The following is an 18,043-nucleotide window of genomic DNA, read 5'->3' as shown; positions in this document are numbered from 1 at the left end:
CCTCAATCGCCGGCGAGGCTGGATATGGCGCGGCCGAGGCTGGATGTGGCCCGGCCGAGGCTGGATGTGGCGCGGCCGAGGCTCGATGTGGCGCGGGCGAGGCTGGTTATGGCGCAGCCGGTGTGGTTTGACCTGGGCGGTGGTTTGACGTGGGTGGGGCCGGAGTGGGTGCAGGCGGGGGTGTCGGGGACGGGGTGGGGTGTTGGCCGGGACGTAAAACGTGATTTGTTGGCGCGCAGGGGCTCGCACAGGGCCGACAGGGCCGAGGCGCCATAAATCATGCAGTCCCGGCCAACACCCCACCCCGGCCCCGGCACCCACCCCGCCTGCTCTCTCCCCGCCCCGCTCCGTCCCGCACCCGCACCCCCGCCCCCGCCCCCGCCCCGCGCCCGCGCAAGCGGCCCCCGCCCCACCCCGCCTCCGTGACGCCGTAGAGTAAGGGCAGGCAGCCGTACGGAACGGGGGGCGGAGCCGCCGGATGACCACGACGACACCGCGGACCGAGATCCTGGGCGAGCCCGAACCGCCGGAGCACGCGCACGCGTACCCGCACGCACCACACCCCCGCCGCCACCCTGTACGGGCCCTCGCCGCCACGCTCTGCGTCCTCCTCGGCAGCGGCCTCGTCGGCGGAGCCGCCCTCACCACCTGGGCCGAGCACCGCGCCGCCGACCGCCCCCTCCCCGCCGACGCCGCCTACCGCAAGGCCGGCTCGCTGTGGCGCGCCGCCCCCGTCGACAGCCTGTTCCCGCCCGTCCTGACCGGCCCCTCCGCCGGCCCCGGCGGTTCCGACCGCACCTGGACCCGGGTCGCGCTCGCCCCCGACGCCGACTGCTCGGCCGCCCTCGCCGCGGACTGGCAGGCCGTGCTGGCCGCCGCCGGCTGCACCCGCGTGCTGCGTGCCACCTACACCGACGCCACCCGCAGCTCCCTGATCACCGTCGGCATGGTCTTCACCCCCGCCGACGCCCCCACGATGACCGCCCTCGGGGGCCGGATCCCCGCCCCGCCCGCGTACGGGTTCACCGACGCGCAGCGCGCCGCCTGGGCCACCTTCGTACCCCCCGAGGCGCCCGTGGTCGTCTACACCGTCTCCGCCTTCGCCGACGGCCGCCGCCTGGACGCACCCCGCCCCGCCGACGAGCTGATGAAGAAGGACGCCACCGGAGCCGCCGCCCAGGCGGGCCTCGGCCACGAGGCCCGGGCGCTCGCCGACCGCGTCGGCCACGGCCTCGCCTTCCTCGCCGCGCCCCCCGCACCCACCGCGCCCGCCGCGCCCCCCGCACCTCCCGCACGCACCACCCCGACCCCCACCCCGGAGCCCACCCGATGATCCGCCGGGCCTCCGGGCAGGCGGCCGCCGCGCTGCTCGCCGCGACGCTCCTGGTGTCCGCCACCGCGACCCCCGCCGCCGCCGACAACATCCGCGACCGTCAGTGGGGCCTGCTGACCCTGCGTGCCGAGGAGGCCTGGGGCACCACCCGGGGCGCCGGAGTGACCGTCGCCGTCCTCGACACCGGCGTCGACGAATCCCATCCCGACCTCTCCGGCCAGGTCCTCGCCGGTACCGACCTCATCGGCATGGGCGCCGGCCCCGGCGACCGCGCCTGGGCCCGTCACGGAACCGCCATGGCGAGCATCATCGCCGGGCACGGCCACGGTCCCAACCGCGGCCAAGGCGTCCTCGGGATCGCCCCGCAGGCCCGGATCCTGCCCGTCCGGGTGATCCTCGAAGAGGGCGATCCGGGCCGCGCCCAGGCCCGCGACAGCAAGGGCGGTGCCCTCGCCGAGGGAATCCGCTGGGCCGCGGACCACGGCGCCGACGTGATCAACCTGTCGCTCGGCGACGACAGCGACTCCGCCCACCACGAGGCGGGGGAGGACGAGGCCGTCCAGTACGCCCTGGCCAAGGGCGTGGTCGTGGTGGCCTCCGCGGGCAACGGCGGCGAGGCGGGCGACCGCGTCTCCTACCCGGCCGCCTATCCGGGGGTCATCGCCGTCGCCGCGGTCGACCGGCGCGGCAGGAAGGCCAAGTTCTCCACCCGTAACTGGTACGCGACCGTCGCCGCCCCCGGCGTGGACGTCGTCATCGCCGACCCCGACCGCTCCTACTACGAGGGCTGGGGCACCAGCGCCGCGGCGGCCTTCGTCTCCGGCGCCGTGGCCCTCGTCCTGGCCGCGCACCCGGACCTGACACCGGCCCAGGTGAAGAAGCTGCTGGAGGCGACGGCCTCCGATTCCCCGGCCGGCGGCCGCGACGACGCCCGCGGTCACGGGCTGGTCGATCCCGTCGCAGCCCTCCAGGCCGCGGACGAGGTGCGCCCGGAGGCCCTGGTGCCCGCGCCCGCCGCGGCCGGCAGCACCTACTTCGGCCCGGGCCCCGAACCGGTGCGTCCTCCCGAGCGCGGCGCCCACCTGCGCGCCTCGGTGGCAGCCGTCGCGGGGGCGGTGCTGCTCGTACTGGCCGCCGTACTGGCCCGACGCCCCCGCCGGGGTACCCGGGGCCGCGGCCAGGACCCGTACCCGGCACAGTAGGGTCGGGTAACTGTGGCGAACATGGCGAACAAGAACATTCCCGACCCGGGCTTCTCCGACGACGACGGCTCCGCCGATCCCCGGCTGACCGCGGCCCTGGCCGCCTGGTCCGAGGACCGGGCGAAGGAGCCGGAGGTGCTGGCCGCGCTCAAGGGCGCCCGCCTGCTCGTCCCGGTGGTCGCCGTCCTCGGCGAGGTGGAGACCGACCCGGAGACGGGCCTGAAGCGCGAGAAGACCAGCGACATGGCCGTCCCGACCCTGCGGGCGGGCGACCGGCGGGCCCTGCCCGCCTTCACCTCGATCGCCTCGCTCGCGCTGTGGGACCCGGCGGCCCGGCCGGTGGCCGTCCCGCTGCACCAGGCGCTGGCGGCGGCCGCGCACGAGAAGGCCGACACCGTCGTCCTGGACCTGGCCGGCCCCGTCACCTACCAGCTGACCGGCTCCGCGCTGCTCGCGCTCGCCGAGGGCCGCACCGACGCGGGCCCCCTGGCCGACCCCGCCGTACGGGAGGCCGTACGGGCCGCCGTGTCCGCCGAGCCGGCCGTGCTGCGCGCCCACCTCGTCGCGGGCGGCGCCGACTCCGACGGCACCCTGGCGATCGTGCTGGCCGAGGGCGCGCAGGAACCCGCGGCGGCCCGGCGCGTCGCCGAGGCGCTGGCGGCGGACACCACCCTGCGGGCCCGGCTGGTGCGCGGTCTGGACCTGGCGCTGCTGCCGTCGCAGGCTCCGGCCCCGCCCGGCGAGCCCCTGTTCACCCGCTGAGCCGCAGGGGTGCCCGCGCGGACCCCGGACACGACGACGGCCGGTGCGTCCCTCGCGGGGTGCACCGGCCGTCGGTGTCGGTCATGGCCGCCGAAGCGGTACGGGCTCAGCCGAAGACGGGACCCGTGAACTTCTCGCCCGGGCCCTGGCCCGGCTCGTCCGGGACGATCGAGGCCTCGCGGAAGGCCAGCTGGAGCGACTTCAGGCCGTCGCGCAGCGGGGCGGCGTGGAAGGAGCTGATCTCGGTGGCGCTCGCGGTGACCAGACCGGCCAGGGCCGTGATCAGCTTGCGGGCCTCGTCGAGGTCCTTGTACTCGGAGTCCGGCTTGTCCAGGCCCAGGTTGACCGCAGCGGCGCTCAGCAGGTGCACGGCCACCGTGGTGATCACCTCGACGGCGGGCACGTCCGCGATGTCGCGGGTCATGGTGTCGTAGTCGGGGGCGCCGTCGGCAGCGGGTTCGGTGGGGGGTGTCGCGTCAGTCATGCGCCCCACGATATGCCGTGCGGCGGGCTTGCGGCACGGGTGCTAGTATGTACTTCGACCGGCCGGACACTCTTGTGCCCGGCCCACAAGTGGAGGCTCCGTTCTCCCACCTGACTGCCCTCCGGGGCGGCGGGTCACCGGTCAGGCGGCATCCATCGTTCCGTACGGACGATGGAAAGCTGCCCGAGTCTACGCCCCGCGGTTCGCACGCGGCGGTGTTCCGGTTGTTTTGGAGCCCCTGCCTGTGCCCGGCGGGGCTTTTTTGATTCTCCCGCCGCGGTCGGTCTGACGGAAATACACGTCAGCGGCTGTCTGCCAGGCAGCCGTGTGGTGCTACCGAGGAGGATCCATCAGCACCGAGCCCCGCATCAACGACCGGATTCGCGTTCCCGAGGTACGGCTTGTCGGTCCCAGCGGCGAGCAGGTCGGCATCGTGCCGCTTGCCAAGGCGCTCGAGCTCGCGCAGGAGTACGACCTCGACCTGGTCGAGGTCGCGGCGTCCGCACGCCCGCCGGTCTGCAAGCTCATGGACTACGGCAAGTTCAAGTACGAGTCGGCCATGAAGGCCCGTGAGGCGCGCAAGAACCAGGCGCACACGGTCATCAAGGAAATGAAGCTCCGGCCGAAGATCGACCCGCACGACTATGACACCAAGAAGGGTCACGTCGTTCGGTTCCTCAAGCAGGGCGACAAGGTCAAGATCACGATCATGTTCCGTGGTCGCGAGCAGTCCCGGCCGGAACTCGGCTACCGACTGCTGCAGCGTCTCGCTTCGGACGTCGAGGACCTCGGGTTCATCGAGTCGAACCCGAAGCAGGACGGCCGAAACATGATCATGGTCCTCGGTCCGCACAAGAAGAAGACCGAGGCGATGGCCGAAGCCCGCGAGGCGCAGGCCGCCCGCAAGGCGGAGCGCCAGGGTGTCGCCCACACCGAAGACGAGGCTCCTTCCGAGGACGCCGCCGTCGAGGTCGATGACACCACCGAGGTCGCCTCTGCCGAGGCCACCGAGGCCGCTGCCGAAGAGGCTCCGGCCGACGAGGCGAACGCCGAGGCCTGATTCCGAGGCAGCCCGTCTCGGATCACCGACACAACATGACGCTCCCGTCAGTCCGGTCCCGCATCGGACCGGTGGGAGCGCCACCGACGAGGAGATAACGGCGCTATGCCGAAGAACAAGACGCACAGCGGTTCCAAGAAGCGCTTCAAGATCACCGGCTCCGGCAAGGTGCTCCGTGAGCGCGCCGGCAAGCGCCACCTGCTCGAGCACAAGTCGTCCCGTGTCACCCGCCGCCTGACCGGCACCGCGGAGATGGCCCCCGGCGACGCCGCGAAGATCAAGAAGCTTCTCGGCAAGTGACGTCCTCCGCTCCCGGTTCGGGAGCGGGACGTCAAGACCGGGACCCCATCGAATTCGGGCCGTGTGAAGACACCCACGGCCCCGCTACAAGGAGTTAAAAAGTGGCACGCGTCAAGCGGGCAGTAAACGCCCACAAGAAGCGCCGGGCGATCCTCGAGGCGGCCTCCGGCTACCGCGGTCAGCGTTCGCGCCTGTACCGCAAGGCCAAGGAGCAGGTCACCCACTCGCTGGTCTACAACTTCAACGACCGCAAGAAGCGCAAGGGCGACTTCCGTCAGCTGTGGATCCAGCGCATCAACGCCGCTGCCCGCCAGAACGGCATGACGTACAACCGCCTCATCCAGGGTCTGAAGGCCGCCAACATCGAGGTGGACCGCAAGATCCTCGCGGAGCTGGCCGTCAACGACGCCAACGCGTTCGCCGCGCTCGTCGAGGTCGCGCAGAAGGCGCTTCCGGCCGACGTCAACGCCCCCAAGGCCGCTGCCTAAGGGCTAGCCGGCCCGGATCGCACAGGGCCGGCCCCCACGGACCCGCAGGCATTCGCCTGCGGGTCCGTGTGCTTTCCCGCCCCCCGCAGCCGCCCCCGCAGCCCGCCGCCGGCCCCGCCGGCCGCCCCGCGCCGCCGCCGCCGTCCCGTCCCGTCCCGCCCGGAACCCCGAGCCCGGAACCCCGAGAGAGAACCGCAGACACCATGGGTCACCCCGACGAGCTGATCTCCCCCCGATCCACGCGGGTGGCCGCCGCCCGGCGTCTGGCGCGGCGCAACTTCCGCACCAAGGAGCGCCGCTTCATCGCCGAGGGCCCGCAGGCCGTCCGCGAGGCCGTCGAGCACCGCGGTCCCACGGGCGAGTCGACCCTGATCGAGCTGTTCGCCACCGTCGAGGCCGCCGAGCGCTACTCCGGGATCGTCGAGGCCGCCCTGGACGCGGGCGCCCGCGTGCACTACGCCTCCGACGAGGTGCTCGCCGAGGTCTCCCAGACGGTCACCCCGCAGGGCCTGGTCGGTGTCTGTCACTTCCTGGACTCCCCGTTCGAGGAGATCCTGAAGGCCCGGCCCAAGCTCGTCGCCGTCCTCGCGCACGTCCGCGACCCCGGGAACGCCGGTACGGTCCTGCGCTGCGCGGACGCCGCCGGCGCGGACGCGGTGGTGCTGACCGACGCCTCCGTGGACCTCTACAACCCCAAGTCGGTACGGGCCTCCGTGGGCTCCCTCTTCCACCTCCCGGTCGCCGTCGGCGTCCCGGTCGAGCAGGCCGTCGAGGGGCTCCGCGCGGCGGGCGTACGGATCCTGGCGGCCGACGGCGCGGGCGAGGACGACCTCGACGCCGAGCTGGACGCGGGCACCATGGGCGGGCCCTCCGCCTGGGTCTTCGGCAACGAGGCCTGGGGTCTGCCGGAGGAGACCAGGGCCCTGGCGGACGCCGTCGTACGGGTCCCGATCCACGGAAAGGCCGAGAGCCTGAACCTGGCGACGGCCGCCGCCGTGTGCCTCTACGCGTCCGCGCGTGCACAGCGGGCGCCCGGAGGGTGCCGCTCTGTGACCCCCAGCTAGTAATGTGGCGGCCCGGGGGGCCCACTGCGTTACTCGGAGATGTGGGGTACGGGGACATGACCGTCGGAACGAACAGCTCGCCGGGGGCCGGCACGACGGCCGGTGCGTCGGTACCCGCCGGGCCCGGCGCCGCCCAGGCCCCGCCGCAGGTCGAGGGTCTGTCCGGCGTTCCGCCGCAGGCTCCGGTCGGCACCCGCCCGGGCGGGCCCGCGGACACCGCCCAGGGCCCCCGGGCCGATGCCGCACCGCGGGACCGCGCCGCCGGTACGTGGCGCCCCGTACCGCCGCGGACCGCCTCCCCGGCGCCCGCGGCCCGCGGGAGGGCCGGGACGGCCGGGACGACTGCGCACGCGGACGCCCCCGGCGAAGGGCTCGGCTTCGGGATCGACCCCGACTGCCTGCCCGACGGGCTCGTCGTCGCCGACGCCACCGGGCGCGTCATCTGCTTCAACCGGGCCGCCGCCCGGATGACGGCCACCGACCCGGCCCAGGCGCTCGGCACGCCCATCGAGCGGGCCCTGCCGCTGGAGGACCTCGAAGGTCGCCGCTGGTGGGCGCTGACCGATCCGTACGGGGGCCTGGCCACCCGCCGCGGACAGCCCGAGCGGAACCTGCTGCTCCCCGGCGGCCGCGAGGTGCTGGTGTCCGCCAGCTACGTCCGTACGCACCCCACCGGCCCGCTGCGCCGCCTCGTGGTCACCCTGCGCGGCACCGAGGCCCGCCGGCGCACCGAGCGCAGCCACGCCGAGCTGATCGCCACCGTCGCGCACGAGCTGCGTTCCCCGCTGACCTCGGTCAAGGGCTTCACGGCCACCCTGCTCGCCAAGTGGGAGCGGTTCACCGACGACCAGAAGCGGCTGATGCTGGAGACCGTCGACGCCGACGCCAACCGTGTCACCCGGCTCATCGCCGAACTGCTCGACATCTCCCGCATCGACTCCGGCCGCCTGGAGGTGCGCCGCCAGCCCGTCGACATCGCCACCGCCGTCGGCCGGCACGTGCAGGCGCTCACCGCGAACGGGCAGGCCCCCGAGCGGTTCCTCGTGAGCGTCAGCCGACCGCTCCCCGATCTGTGGGCAGATCCGGACAAGATCGATCAGATCCTCGGCAACCTCCTGGAAAATGCGGTGCGCCACGGCGAAGGAACGGTCACCATCGGGGTGTCGCCGCATGAGAAGGGAACCGCCGTCACCGTGACCGACGAAGGCCCCGGGATCCCCGAGGAGTCGATGGGCCGCGTCTTCACCCGCTTCTGGCGGGGGAGCAAGCGCGGCGGCACCGGCCTGGGCCTGTACATCGTCAAGGGCATCGTGGAGGCGCACGGCGGGACCATCACGGTCGGCCGCGGCCCCGGCGGCGGCGCCGAGTTCCGATTTATCCTGCCCGTGAGCGCGCCCGCGTACCTCACGCAGTAGCCCTGCGGAGTATCTCGCCAGGCGGCCCACGGGCTCCTTCGCCCCCAGCGACCTTTAGACTCGTCCTTTGGCACCTTTGTGTCCTTGTGCCGAGCGCGCCCTGCGCGTCGCGCGGGGGACCCAACCAGCCAGCCATCGGAAGTACGGGAAGAGATGTCGGCACCGAACAAGTCGTACGACCCTGTCGAGGTCGAGGCACTGAAACCGGAAGAGATCGAGCGCATGCGGGACGAGGCGCTCGCCGCCTTCGCGTCCGCCGGCGACCTCGACGCGCTGCGTGAGGCGAAGACCGCGCACATGGGCGACCGCTCGCCCTTGGCGCTCGCCAACCGCGAGATCGGCGCGCTGCCCCCGCAGGCCAAGGCCACCGCGGGCAAGCTCGTGGGCCAGGCCCGCGGCGCCGTGAACAAGGCCTTCGGGGCCCGCACGGTCGCGCTCGAGGCGGAGCGCGACGAGCGGGTGCTGGTCGAGGAGGCCGTGGACGTCACGCTGCCCTACGACCGCGTCCCCGCCGGCGCCCGGCACCCCCTGACCACGCTGATGGACCGCATCGCGGACATCTTCGTGGCCATGGGGTACGAGGTCGCCGAGGGGCCGGAGGTGGAGGCCGAGTGGTTCAACTTCGACGCCCTCAACTTCACGCCCGACCACCCGGCGCGCCAGATGCAGGACACCTTCTTCGTCCGGGGCCCCGAGGGCACCCAGGGCGACGAGTCCGGTGTCGTGCTGCGCACCCACACCTCCCCGGTGCAGGCGCGTTCGCTGCTGGAGCGCAAGCCCCCCGTCTACATCGTCTGCCCGGGCCGGGTGTACCGCACCGACGAGCTCGACGCGACGCACACCCCGGTCTTCCACCAGGTCGAGCTGCTCGCCGTGGACGAGGGCCTGACCATGGCGGACCTCAAGGGCACCATGGACCACATGGTCCAGGAGCTCTTCGGCGAGGGCACCACCACGCGGCTGCGCCCGCACTTCTTCCCCTTCACCGAGCCGTCCGCCGAGATGGACATGCAGTGCTACGTGTGTCGCGGCGAGTCGGTGGGCAACCCCGACCGCCCGTGCCGTACCTGCTCCAGCGAGGGCTGGATCGAGCTCGGCGGCTGCGGCATGGTCAACCCCAAGGTGCTCGTCGCCTGCGGTGTGGACCCTGAGAAGTACAGCGGGTTCGCCTTCGGGTTCGGCATCGAACGGATGCTGATGTTCCGCCACAACGTCGAAGACATGCGAGACATGGTCGAGGGTGACGTTCGCTTCACCCGGCCGTTCGGGAGTGAGATCTGATGCGCGTCCCGCTTTCCTGGCTGCGGGAGTACGTCGATCTCCCCGCGGGTGAAACCGGTCGTGACGTGGCGGCCAAGCTGGTCGACGCCGGCCTCGAGGTCGAGACCGTCGAGCAGCTCGGCGGCGGGCTCAAGGGCCCGCTCGTCGTCGGTCAGGTGCTGACCATCGAGGAGCTGGAGGGCTTCCGCAAGCCGATCCGCTTCTGCACGGTCGACGTCGGCTCCGCCAACGGCACCGGTGAGCCGCAGGAGATCGTCTGCGGCGCCCGGAACTTCGCCGTCGGCGACAAGGTCGTCGTGGTGCTGCCCGGCGCGGTCCTGCCCGGCGACTTCGCGATCGCCTCGCGCAAGACCTACGGCCGCACCTCGCACGGCATGATCTGCTCCGGCGACGAGCTGGGCATGGGCGACGACGGCACGCACGGCATCATCGTGCTGCCGCACGAGCACGAGGTCGGCACCGACGCGATCGAGCTGCTCCAGCTCGTCGACGAGGTCCTCGACATCGACATCACCCCGGACCGCGGCTACTGCATGTCCATGCGCGGTGTCGCCCGTGAGGCGGCCACCGCCTACGGCCTGCCGCTGCGCGACCCGGCGCTGCTCGACGTGCCCCAGCCGAACTCGTACGGTTACCCGGTCAAGGTCGACGACCCGGCCGGCTGCGACCGCTTCACCGCCCGCACGGTGACCGGTCTCGACCCCGACGCGCGCTCCCCGATCTGGCTGACCCGCCGCCTGCAGAAGGCGGGCATGCGCCCGATCTCGCTCGCCGTGGACATCACCAACTACGTGATGCTCGAGCTCGGTCAGCCGCTGCACGCCTACGACCGCTCCGCCATCGACGGCACCATCGGTGTCCGCCGTGCCGAGCAGGGCGAGAAGTTCACCACCCTCGACGGCGTCAAGCGCACGCTGGACGCCGAGGACCTGGTGATCACCGACAACAGCGGGCCGATCGGTCTCGCCGGTGTCATGGGCGGCGCCAACACCGAGATCGCCGACTCCGTCACCGACCCCGAGACCGGACAGGTCACGGGGACCACGGACGTCGTCATCGAGGCCGCGCACTTCGACTCCGTGTCGATCTCGCGCACCGCCCGTCGCCTGAAGCTGTCCTCGGAGGCCTCCAAGCGCTTCGAGCGGGGCGTCGACCCGCAGGCCGCCGCCGCGGCCGCGCAGCGGACCGTCGACCTGCTCGTGCTCCTCGCGGGCGGCACCGCCGAAGCGGGCGTCACCGAGGTCCTCGCCCCGGGCGCGCCGCGCACCATCGCCATGCCCGCGGACCACCCGGACCGGGTGGCGGGCATGGAGTACGGCCGCGAGACAGTCGTACGCCGCCTCCAGGAGATCGGCTGCGACGTCTACGGCCAGGACGAGCTCGTCGTCACCGTCCCCTCGTGGCGGCCCGACCTCGCCGCGCCCAACGACCTCGCCGAAGAGGTCATCCGGCTGGAGGGCTACGGGAACCTCCCGTCGACCCTCCCGCAGGTGCCCTCCGGCCGCGGTCTGACCGCTCGCCAGCAGCTGCACCGCCGGGTCGGCCGCGCGCTGGCCAGCTCCGGCTACGTCGAGGCGCTCAGCTACCCGTTCATCGGTGAGGGCGTCTTCGACCAGCTCCAGCTCCCGGCGCACGACGTCGCCCGCCAGGTGGTCAAGCTGGTCAACCCGATCTCCGACGAGGAGCCGGCGCTGCGCACCACGCTGCTGCCGGGTCTGCTCGGCGCGCTGCGCCGCAACGACAGCCGGGGCAGCCACGACCTCGCGCTCTTCGAGACCGGTTCGGTCTTCCGGGCCGCCGCGCAGCCGGGTGTCGCCGTACGGCTGCCCGCCGACCGGCGTCCCACGGACGAGGAGATCGCCACCCTGAACGCGGCCCTGCCCGCGCAGCCGCGGTACGCCGCGGTCGTGCTGGCCGGTGCGCGCGAGCAGGCCGGCTGGTGGGGCAAGGGCCGCCCGGCCGACTGGGCGGACGCGGTCCAGGCCGCCCGCGCGCTGGCCGTGGAGGCCGGTGCCGAGCTGGTGGTCCGCCAGGGCCAGTACGGCCCCTGGCACCCCGGCCGCTGTGCCGAGCTGGTCGTCACCCTCCGCGGGGTCGAGCAGGTCATCGGCCACGCCGGTGAGCTGCACCCGCGCGTGGTCAAGGCGATGGGCCTGCCGGCCCGCACCAGCGCCATGGAGCTCGACCTGGACCGCCTCGCGGCGGCCGGTGGCGAGGCCCTCCAGGCGCCGCGGATCTCCTCCTTCCCGGTGGCGACCCAGGACGTGGCGCTGATCGTCGACGCGTCGGTCCCGGCGTCCTCGGTGGAGGCCGCGCTGCGCAAGGGCGCGGGCGAACTCCTCGAATCGCTGCGGCTGTTCGACGTGTTCACCGGTGAGCAGGTCGGCGAGGGCAAGAAGTCCCTGGCCTACGCGCTGCGCTTCCGCGCGGCCGACCGGACGCTGACCGCCGAGGAGTCCACGGCCGCGCGCGACGCGGCGGTGGCCCTGGCGGGCGAGCGGACCGGGGCGGTGCTCCGGGGCGCGTAGTCGCTTCGTACGCAGGTGAGGGGCAGGTCCGGTGGTCCGGACCTGCCCCTCACTCGTTCGGGTGAGAACCCCGATGGCCCGTGTCCTGGGCGCCGGTCGGTCGACACAATCGATCCGGCCGGAGGGGAGTCCTACGGATGATCACGCGTGGGGAGATGCCCCTGGTGCGCCGGGTGTGCGTCCTGGCCTGGGCCGGCGCCGCCGTGTCCTGGGAGCTGTCCACGCCGGGGCGGTTGGTCCCGAGCCTGGCCACCTGCGCGGCCTTCCTGCTGCTGGCCACCGGGTGCGCGGTGCACATCCGGCGTGAGCTGCTGGGCGAGCTGCGCCGCTCGCAGGAGATCGCGGGCGCCGCGCAGCGGGCCCTGTTGCGGCCGTTGCCGGGGCGGATCGACGGCCTGACGCCGGCCGCGGCGCAGCTCTCGGCGAGCCGGGGTGCGGCGGTGGGCGGGGACCTGTACGAGGTCGTGCCGACGGCGTACGGGATCCGGGTGGTGATCGGGGACGTACGGGGCCACGGGCTGCCCGCGCTGGGCGCGGCCGCCGCCGTGCTCGGGGCCTTCCGCGAGGGGGCGTACGACGAACCGTCGCTGGACGGTGTGCTGCGGCGGATGGAGCGTGCGCTGGGTCGCCATGTCCGGGACCGGGCCGAGTCGCAGCCCGCGGCGGCGGAGGAGTTCGTGACGGTCCTGCTCCTGCAGATCGCCCGCGACGGCGCCCTGCTGGCCCTGAACTGCGGACATCCTTGGCCGTACGTGATCGCCTGCGAGCTGGAGTCGGAGTCGGAGCCGGAGCCGGAGCCATGCGCCGCGCACAGCCGGGGATCCGCCCCGGACCCCGCGCCTCGATCGCCGGCGGGGCGGGTGCTTCCGGCTCGTCCGGTGTGCGAGGACCGGGTCCGGGCGGAGTCGGCAAGCTCCGCGCAGCGGCCCACGCGGGTACAGGCGCTGGCCGGGGGCGAGACCTTACCGCCGCTCGGGGTGGTGTCCGTGCCGGCGGACATGTGGCCGCAGACCTGCGGGGAACTCCGGCCGGGGGAGACGCTGTTCCTGTACACCGACGGGGCCGAGGACGCCCGCGACCGGGCCGGGCGGTTCTTCGATCTGGCGGGCGTCCTCGCGCAGGAGGCGGCGGCCACGCCCACGCGGCTGGTGGCGGGCGTGCACGCCGCCCTGCTCCGGCACACCGGTGGGCGGCTCGTCGACGACGTCGCCCTGCTGGTGCTCCGCAACGACCGGTCCTGACCGCCGGCCCCGCGCACGGCCCCGGACACGCGCGCCGGGCCCGGTGGATGAGCCCGGCGCGCGCTCTCGACCCGGCCCCTGCCGGGGCGCGGCGACCAACCGGGCGCCGGCGGGGCCGGAACGCGCCGCCCGCCTGCCATGGAGTGTCGGGCAGACAGCAGAACGGGCGGCGCGGTGACGGGTCGTCGCACTGTACGAGGGGGAGCCGACGACCCGAGCTACCTCTTGGCGAGGCTCTTCAGTGAAGCGCCTCCACGGGTCCGCGCGGCAGAGTGCGCATCGCATTTATGCGCGTACACGGTTCACACCCCGTGTGAACCGCGCACCCACTAGCCTGAGACCGACGAGCCCTTGGAGCGGCCCATGCAGCCCAATGTCCTGCTCGACGCCCTCCTCGCCGAGGCGGGCATGTCCCACGCCGGACTCGCCGCGTACGTGAACCAGGCAGGCCGCACCCGCGGTCTCGCCCTGCGCTACGAACACACCGCCGTCACCCGGTGGTTGAAGGGACAGCGGCCCCGAGGTCAGGTCCCCGACCTGATCTGCGAGGTGCTCGGCGGGCGGCTGCGGCGTCCCCTGGGGCTGGACGACATCGGCCTCGGCGCGGCGGACCGGCCCGTCCCACTCCACGCCTCGCCGCTCAGCGGGTTCGTGGACCGGGCCGCCGCCCTGTGGCGTTCCGACGTCCAGGCCCGGCCCCAACTGCTGGCCGCCGAGGCGGTCACCGGGACGCCCGCCGTCATCCCGGTGTGGGAGTGGGAGAATCCGCCCGAGGACGCCGACGTCTCCCGCGAGGGCTCCCATCCGGTCGGTCCCGAACACATCGAGATCCTGAAGTCCGCCCGCGCCCACTACGAGCTGATGTACCGCCGGGCCGGGGGGATGGCGACGCGGGACCGGATCGTCCGCTTCCTGGGCAGTGAGACCGCGCCCATGCTGCGCGGGAGCTACTCCGACGACCTCGGCCGCCGGCTGCACCGGGCCACGGGGTCCCTGGTGGCGGTGGCGGGGATCTGCGCGTACGACTCGGACGCCCACGGCCTGGCCCAGCGCTACTTCCACCAGGCCCTGCGGCTGGCCAAGGCGAGCGGGGACCGGGGGCTCGGGGCGTACGTCATCGCGCTGATCGTCAACCAGTCCCTGCACCTTCGGGAGTACCGCCAGGCCGTCGCCTTCGCCGAGGCCGCGTTGCGCGCCGCGGGGCGGCACACCACCCCGGCACTGGCCGCCGACCTGTACGCGATGCAGGCCAAGGCGTACGCGCAACTCGGCGACACCGGGGCCGCCATGGCCTGCATCCACAAGGCGGAGGCGGCCGCCGAGCGGATCAGTCCGGGCAGCGAACCGGACGAGACCGGCTACGTACAGCCGGGGCTCGTCAACGTCCAGGTCGCCGAGGCACTGCTCAGTCTGGGCGATCTGGAAGCCGCGCGGATCCAGGCGACCGCCGCCGTCGGCACTCCGGCGCACGACCGCGGTCGGGTGCACCGGCTGGCGATGCTGTGCGAGATCCAGCTGCGTCAGGGGGAGGCGGACCGGGCCGCGGCGTCCGCGGCCGAGATGGCCGAGCGGGCCAAGGGGATGGAGTCGCTGCGGCTGCGGGACCGGTTGCGGGCGGTCCGCGAACAGCTTCTGACCAGCGGTTGTACGGGCGCGGAGGAGACCGCGCGGCTCATCGACGGGGCGCTGCGCGTTCCGCTGTGACGGTCCGAGCTGCTGCCATGTTGCCACCTACTCGAACGGAAGGTGGCACAACCGTGCAGTGGATGAACCTGAGTGAGCAGACCGTGTACAAGAACCGTTGGTTCGACGTGAACCTCGCCGATGTGGAACTTCCCGACGGCCGGCACCTGGACCACTTCGTGATCCGGCTGCGGCCGGTCGCCGTCGCCACGGCCGTCAACGAGGCCAACGAGGTGCTGCTGCTGTGGCGGCACCGCTTCATCACCGACAGCTGGGGTTGGGAACTGCCCGCCGGGGTCGTCGAGGACGGCGAGGACATCGCGGTCGCGGCGGCCCGTGAGATGGAGGAGGAGTCGGGCTGGCGACCCGGCCCGCTTCACCACCTCATGACCGTCGAGCCGTCCAACGGACTGACCGATGCCCGCCACCACCTCTACTGGGCGGACGGGGCCACCCACATCGGGCATCCCGAGGACGACTTCGAGTCCTCGCGCCGCGAGTGGGTGCCGCTGAAGCTCGTGCCGGACATGATCGCCCGGGGAGAGATCCCGGCCGCCAACATGGCGGCCGGGCTGCTCCTGCTGCACCACCTGCGCCTCGGCCAACCGTAGGCACCGGCCGTAGGGACCGACCGTAGGAGCCTGCGGTAGCGGCCTGCCGAGGGGATCAGCCGTACGGGTCAGCCGTACGGGTAGAAGCCCGCGCCCGTCTTGCGGCCGAGGCGGCCGGCGTCGACCATGCGCTGGAGCAGCGGGGGAGCGGCGTACAGCGGCTCCTTGTACTCGGCGTACATCGAGTCGGCGATCGACGCGATGGTGTCCAGGCCGATCAGGTCGGACAGCTTGAGCGGGCCCATCGGGTGGGCGCAGCCCAGCTCCATGCCGTTGTCGATGTCCTCGCGGCTGGCGATGCCCGACTCGAACATCCGGATCGCGGAGAGCAGGTACGGGACGAGGAGCGCGTTGACGACGAACCCGGACCGGTCCTGGGCGCGGACCGCGTGCTTGCCCAGCACGTCCCGCACCAGGGCCTCGGCCCGCTTGACCGTGTCCTCGCCCGTGGTCAGCGCCGGGATCAGCTCGACGAGCTTCTGCACCGGGGCCGGGTTGAAGAAGTGGATACCGATGACCTGGTCCGGCCGCGAGGTCGCGACGGCCAGCTTGACCAGCGGGATCGAGGAGGTGTTGGAGGCCAGGATCGCGTCCGGGCGGGTGATCACCTGGTCGAGGACCTGGAAGATCTCCGTCTTGACCTGCTCGTTCTCGACGACCGCCTCGATGACGAGGTCACGGTCGGCGAACTCGCCGAGGTCGGTGGTGAAGGTGAGGCGGGCCAGGGTGGCATCCCGCTCCTCTTCGGTGATCTTGCCGCGTTCGGCGGCCTTGGTCAGGGAGTTGTGCAGCCGGGTACGGCCGATCTCCAGGGCTTCGCCGGTGGTCTCGGCGACCTTGACCTCAAGGCCACTGCGGGCGCACACCTCGGCGATACCCGCGCCCATCTGGCCACAGCCCACTACGCCGACCCGTGTGATGTCGGAAGGGAGGTCAGTCACTTCGTGCCTTTCGCAGCTCATCCGTCGGCGGGTCCCCCGTACGATTCCGGCGCCCGCCACGCCCCCCGACGTTACTCCCGACCTTGCGCCGGGCGGCGGGCCGGGGCGGGCATGCTGGGCGGACACCGCGCAATGTCACTCAGTGAAACGGAGTAGTCACATGACGTACATCGCTCGACGGGCCCTGCTGGCCGGAGCCGTGGGGGTGATCGCCGCCGCCACGGCCGGGTCGGCGGCCGCGGCGCCGCGGACCTCCGCGAGGATTCCCGGGGGGCGGGCCGGCGCCACCGACTTCCGCGGAATGTGGATCGCCACGGTGTCGAACGTGGACTGGCCCTCCGGGAGCGGACTCTCCGCGTCGCGCCAGCGCGCGGAGCTGCTCGCCCTCCTCGACACGGCGGTCGCGCGGCGCCTGGGCGCGGTGGTCCTCCAGGTCCGACCGGCGGCGGACGCGCTCTGGCCCTCGAAGCTGGAGCCCTGGTCCCAGTGGCTGACGGGGGAGCAGGGCGTCGATCCCGGCTGGGACCCGCTGGGCACGGCCGTCAAGGAGGCGCACGCCCGCGGGCTGGAGCTGCACGCCTGGTTCAACCCGTTCCGCGTGGCCAACCACACCGACCTCGACCGGCTGGCGTCCTCGCACCCCGCGCGACGCAACCCCGACTGGACGGTGGAGTACGGCGGCAAGCTCTACTACAACCCCGGAATGCCCGAGGTGCGGCGCTTCGTCCAGGACGCCATGTTCGACGCCGTCTCCCGCTATCCGCTGGACGCCGTGCACTGGGACGACTACTTCTACCCCTACCCGGTGGCGGGGGAGTACTTCGACGACGACGAGGCCTTCGAGGAGCACGGAGCCGGCTTCGCCTCGCGCGCCGCCTGGCGCCGCGCCAACATCGACACCCTGGTCCGCGAGATGTCCGTCCGGCTGCGGGCGCTGGGGACGGCTCCCCGCTTCGGGATCAGCCCGTTCGCCGTGTGGCGCAACTCCGACCGGGACCCGACCGGTTCACCGACGCGCGCGGGCCTCGGGACGTACGACGACCTGTACGCGGACACCCGCAAGTGGGTCAGGGAGGGCTGGATCGACTACATCGTGCCGCAGGCGTACTGGCACATCGGGCACCCGACCGCCGACTACGCCGACATCGTGCCCTGGTGGGCGCGGACCGTCGCCGGTACGGGCGTGGAGCTGTACGTGGGGGAGGCGCTGTACCGCTGCGACGAGGACAGCCCCACCGAGGCTTGGCGCGACCCCGGGGAGCTGTCGAAGCACCTGACCTTCGCCGCCGGCTACCCGGAGGTCCACGGCCACGTCTACTTCTCGGCGAAGCAGGTGGCCGCGGACCCCAACGGGGCGATGGCCCGGGTGGTGGCCGACCACTACCGGTCGGCGGCGTCCCGGCGCTGATTCAGTGAGTGGGCTCTGAGGGGTGGCGGACCGTGCAGTCGGGTCCGGGAGCCATCAGTGCCTCGTGTCCGTCCTGGAAGCGGACCCGGTACGGGGGGGTTCCGTTCTCGCCCAGGACCTGGGTGATCTCGCCCACCTTGTCATGCTGTCCGACGATCCTGCCGTGCTGCACCAACTGGTCGCCCTCGGTCGCGCGCATAACTGACCTCCTCGGTGGCGGTCCGATCCGGTGCTTGCAGTTT

Annotated in this window: 17 protein-coding genes; 14 read left to right on the top strand and 3 right to left on the bottom strand. The window is 73.0% G+C overall.

What is annotated here, in order from left to right:
* Positions 1-478: 478 nt before the first annotated feature.
* The 3 genes from BCL76_RS38590 to BCL76_RS20405 are packed head-to-tail and all read left to right on the top strand — an operon-like array spanning position 479 to position 3,297.
* Positions 479-1,333 carry a hypothetical protein gene (locus BCL76_RS38590; RefSeq protein ID WP_146228408.1) on the top strand — a complete coding sequence of 285 codons (855 nt, stop codon included), beginning with the start codon at positions 479-481 and terminating at the stop codon, positions 1,331-1,333.
* Positions 1,330-2,535, top strand: a complete 1,206-nt coding sequence (gene mycP / locus BCL76_RS20410) for a type VII secretion-associated serine protease mycosin (RefSeq protein ID WP_109780894.1) — start codon at positions 1,330-1,332, stop codon at positions 2,533-2,535. The genes BCL76_RS38590 and mycP overlap by 4 nt, the downstream gene beginning before the upstream one ends.
* 21 nt (positions 2,536-2,556) lie before the next feature.
* A complete protein-coding gene (locus BCL76_RS20405) occupies positions 2,557-3,297 on the top strand; it encodes an SseB family protein (RefSeq protein WP_109781049.1) in 741 nt (246 codons plus the stop codon).
* Positions 3,298-3,403: 106 nt separating this feature from the next.
* Here BCL76_RS20405 and BCL76_RS20400 read toward each other — a convergent pair whose 3' ends face one another.
* On the bottom strand, positions 3,404-3,781 hold the full coding sequence (locus BCL76_RS20400) for a DUF1844 domain-containing protein (RefSeq protein ID WP_109780893.1): 378 nt from the start codon (positions 3,779-3,781) through the stop codon (positions 3,404-3,406).
* A gap of 325 nt (positions 3,782-4,106) precedes the next feature.
* On the opposite strand from BCL76_RS20400, the gene infC reads away from it, so the two are divergent.
* From infC to BCL76_RS20345, 10 genes are all read left to right on the top strand, one after another.
* Positions 4,107-4,841, top strand: coding sequence for a translation initiation factor IF-3 (infC, locus tag BCL76_RS20390; RefSeq protein ID WP_030012386.1), 735 nt, complete (start codon positions 4,107-4,109; stop codon positions 4,839-4,841).
* A gap of 105 nt (positions 4,842-4,946) precedes the next feature.
* The gene (gene rpmI, locus BCL76_RS20385) at positions 4,947-5,141 is read left to right on the top strand and encodes a 50S ribosomal protein L35 (RefSeq protein ID WP_030387121.1); all 195 of its coding nucleotides are present in this window, start codon (positions 4,947-4,949) and stop codon (positions 5,139-5,141) included.
* A gap of 101 nt (positions 5,142-5,242) precedes the next feature.
* The gene (gene rplT, locus BCL76_RS20380; protein WP_007263143.1) at positions 5,243-5,629 is read left to right on the top strand and encodes a 50S ribosomal protein L20; all 387 of its coding nucleotides are present in this window, start codon (positions 5,243-5,245) and stop codon (positions 5,627-5,629) included.
* A gap of 203 nt (positions 5,630-5,832) precedes the next feature.
* A complete protein-coding gene (locus BCL76_RS20375) occupies positions 5,833-6,693 on the top strand; it encodes a TrmH family RNA methyltransferase (RefSeq protein ID WP_109780892.1) in 861 nt (286 codons plus the stop codon).
* Between the two features lie 56 nt (positions 6,694-6,749).
* A complete protein-coding gene (locus tag BCL76_RS20370) occupies positions 6,750-8,108 on the top strand; it encodes an ATP-binding protein (protein ID WP_109780891.1) in 1,359 nt (452 codons plus the stop codon).
* 153 nt (positions 8,109-8,261) lie between these two features.
* Positions 8,262-9,389 (top strand): phenylalanine--tRNA ligase subunit alpha, encoded by a 1,128-nt coding sequence (gene pheS / locus BCL76_RS20365; protein WP_109780890.1) that lies wholly within the window; start codon positions 8,262-8,264, stop codon positions 9,387-9,389.
* Complete coding sequence (pheT, locus tag BCL76_RS20360; protein WP_109780889.1) at positions 9,389-11,917, top strand: phenylalanine--tRNA ligase subunit beta; 2,529 nt, start codon at positions 9,389-9,391, stop codon at positions 11,915-11,917. Before pheS ends, pheT begins: the two co-directional genes overlap by 1 nt.
* 137 nt (positions 11,918-12,054) lie before the next feature.
* The gene (locus BCL76_RS20355; RefSeq protein ID WP_109780888.1) at positions 12,055-13,158 is read left to right on the top strand and encodes a PP2C family protein-serine/threonine phosphatase; all 1,104 of its coding nucleotides are present in this window, start codon (positions 12,055-12,057) and stop codon (positions 13,156-13,158) included.
* A gap of 363 nt (positions 13,159-13,521) precedes the next feature.
* Positions 13,522-14,862 (top strand): transcriptional regulator, encoded by a 1,341-nt coding sequence (locus tag BCL76_RS20350; RefSeq protein ID WP_109780887.1) that lies wholly within the window; start codon positions 13,522-13,524, stop codon positions 14,860-14,862.
* A 62-nt stretch (positions 14,863-14,924) separates the two neighbouring features.
* Positions 14,925-15,452 (top strand): NUDIX hydrolase, encoded by a 528-nt coding sequence (locus BCL76_RS20345; RefSeq protein WP_237545486.1) that lies wholly within the window; start codon positions 14,925-14,927, stop codon positions 15,450-15,452.
* 68 nt (positions 15,453-15,520) lie between these two features.
* Here the strand turns inward: BCL76_RS20345 and BCL76_RS20340 are convergent, their stop codons facing one another.
* On the bottom strand, positions 15,521-16,414 hold the full coding sequence (locus tag BCL76_RS20340) for a 3-hydroxybutyryl-CoA dehydrogenase (RefSeq protein WP_051782388.1): 894 nt from the start codon (positions 16,412-16,414) through the stop codon (positions 15,521-15,523).
* A 139-nt stretch (positions 16,415-16,553) separates the two neighbouring features.
* On the opposite strand from BCL76_RS20340, the gene BCL76_RS20335 reads away from it, so the two are divergent.
* Positions 16,554-17,801 (top strand): glycoside hydrolase family 10 protein, encoded by a 1,248-nt coding sequence (locus tag BCL76_RS20335; protein ID WP_109780886.1) that lies wholly within the window; start codon positions 16,554-16,556, stop codon positions 17,799-17,801.
* A gap of 1 nt (position 17,802) precedes the next feature.
* Here the strand turns inward: BCL76_RS20335 and BCL76_RS20330 are convergent, their stop codons facing one another.
* Positions 17,803-18,000 (bottom strand): DUF1918 domain-containing protein, encoded by a 198-nt coding sequence (locus BCL76_RS20330; RefSeq protein ID WP_030010502.1) that lies wholly within the window; start codon positions 17,998-18,000, stop codon positions 17,803-17,805.
* Between the last annotated feature and the right edge of the window lie 43 nt (positions 18,001-18,043).

The organism is Streptomyces sp. CG 926 (assembly GCF_003148825.1).
Taxonomy (GTDB): Bacteria; Actinomycetota; Actinomycetes; order Streptomycetales; family Streptomycetaceae; genus Streptomyces.
Note: the sequence above shows the minus strand (reverse complement) of the source record. Positions and strands in the feature narration are given on the sequence as shown.